This window comes from Streptomyces sp. CO7, from assembly GCF_053474865.1.
Map to the genome: position 1 here is coordinate 1,323,831 of NZ_JBRIOU010000002.1, position 1,914 is coordinate 1,325,744.

Annotated in this window: 2 protein-coding genes; one reads left to right on the forward strand and one right to left on the reverse strand. The window is 74.8% G+C overall.

What is annotated here, in order from left to right:
* Positions 1–117: 117 nt before the first annotated feature.
* Complete coding sequence (locus ACOV8S_RS08020; protein WP_448316968.1) at positions 118–1,263, reverse strand: ATP-grasp domain-containing protein; 1,146 nt, start codon at positions 1,261–1,263, stop codon at positions 118–120.
* A 262-nt stretch (positions 1,264–1,525) separates the two neighbouring features.
* Here ACOV8S_RS08020 and ACOV8S_RS08025 point away from each other — a divergent pair.
* Positions 1,526–1,914, forward strand: a 389-nt coding sequence (locus ACOV8S_RS08025; protein ID WP_448316969.1) for a DUF2231 domain-containing protein, incomplete at its 3' end; no start/stop codon positions are given.

A 1,914-nucleotide genomic window follows, 5' to 3' on the forward strand; every position in this document is an offset into this window, starting at 1 on the left:
CCCGCACCGTTAAGAGCGCCGCGTACGCGGATTGATACACCCCTGCGGAAAAAAATTTCGCAGGGGTCCGTACGGCCCCCGGTCGGCGCCCCGCCAAGGCCTCCCGCCAGGCATGTCTCAGGCGGGCGCGGGCGCCGTCGTGGACGAGGAGGAGGCCCCGACGGCCCCGTCCGCGGGCGCCGCCTGCGCCGGGACGGTCACCGCCGCCGACGGCGCGGGGTCCTCGTCGCGGAGCGGCCCCGCCGCCCGCAGACGCTGCGGGGCCGCCACCACGGCGTAGTCGGCGCCCAGGAACGGCGGCTCCAGGTCCCCCGGGTCCTCGCCCAGGGCCAGCCGGACCGCGGCCCAGGGAGCGTTGAGGCCGCACAGGGACAACTGGTGCAGCCCGCCGGCCGGCCGCGTGTTGACGTCGAGGAGAACCGGTTCCTCACCGAACTCGCGGAACTGGATGTTCGACAGGTGGTGCAGGCCGAAACGCTCGGCGACCAGGCGGGCCGGGGCGAGCCACCGTTCGTCCAGGGTGAACCCGCGACGCCGGCCGTTCTTGGTGCGGCCCACCGCCATCCGCACGCGGTCGTCCGTCCCGGTGAGGCAGTCCACCGACACCTCCGGCTCCTCCAGCCTCGGCATCACCAGCCAGTCGACCTCCTCGCCGCTCTCGCGCAGCGCACCGAGCACCATCCCCAGCGGCACGCGCGGGCTCGGGAAGCCGTCGAGCTGGTCCGTCGAGAACGGCTCGCGGGTGACCACCCGGTAGCCCACGCCGCCCGCGCCCGCGGCCGGCTTGAAGCAGGCCTCGTGCCCGTCCGCCTCCAGCTTCTCGACCGCGGTGAGCAGTTCGTCCGCGGTGCGCACCCGGAACCACGGCGGGACCGGCACGCCGAGCTCGGCCACCCGCTCGTAGGCGGTCGCCTTGTCCTGGAACGCCGCCACCCCCCGCGCGGTCGGCGCCAGCAGGGCCGTGCCCACCGCCTCGAACTCCGCGCCGTGCGCGACGATCGCCTCCTGGTGCAGCCGCGGCACGAACACGTCGATGCCGCGCCGCACGCACTGGTCCAGCGCGAACTCGGCGTACGCGGCGGGGGAGAGGCCCTCGGGCTCCATCGCCGCTGTGTCCGCGGCGGCGAGCACCGGCGAGTCGGGGTCGCCGTGGGTGGCGTGGATCTCCACCGCCCGGTCCTGCGGATTTCTCCGCAGCTGTTCCATGAAGAAGACGTTCTCCGCGTACGTGCGGTTGAGCCAGACGCGTACGCGAGAGATCATTCAGGCCGCCCTTCAGGTGTGCGGGCACGGCGAGGCAGCCGGGCCCTGCCGGGGAACACGCGGGTAGGGACACCGGGCCGCGAGGAGAGGGCCGGGGGCGGCCCGGTGCGGCGGTGTCGGGCCGATCATAGAGCTTCACGGGACGCGTACCGCTACGGGCGTGTTACGGCTTCTCCTCCCGCGTGTCGCCCCCGTTCGGGGCGGCCCCCGGACGCCGGCGCCGGCCACGTTTCCTTCCGCGCCCGAGGGCTACTCGCGCCGCATGGACACAACCGAACGTGACGAGATGTGTACGGAGAGTCGTGGACCGGGGCGGATCGCCTCGCTGCTGGACGCCCTGGAGCGGTGGGGCGGGGCCGACCGGCTGGCGGACGCGGTGCAGAAGGTGGTGAAGGCGGCGCCCCTGGGACGCCGCGGCCGGGACCTCCTGCACGGGCTGCCGATCGGCCATCCGCTGCATCCCGTGCTGGTCCAGCTGCCCGTCGGCGCGTGGATGTCCACGGCGGTGCTGGACCTGCTGCCCGGCCAGGAGAGGGCCGCGCGGCGGCTCGTCGGGGTGGGCCTCGCCGTGGCCGGACCGGCGGCGGTCGCCGGCTGGGTGGACTGGGCCGACCTGCAACGCCAGCAACGGCGGGGGGGGGTCCCGCACGC

Excerpts from the sequence above, each read along its gene's own strand:
- ACOV8S_RS08020 (WP_448316968.1), bottom strand. The coding sequence starts at position 1,263 with ATGATCTCTCGCGTACGCGTCTGGCTCAACCGCACGTACGCGGAGAAC.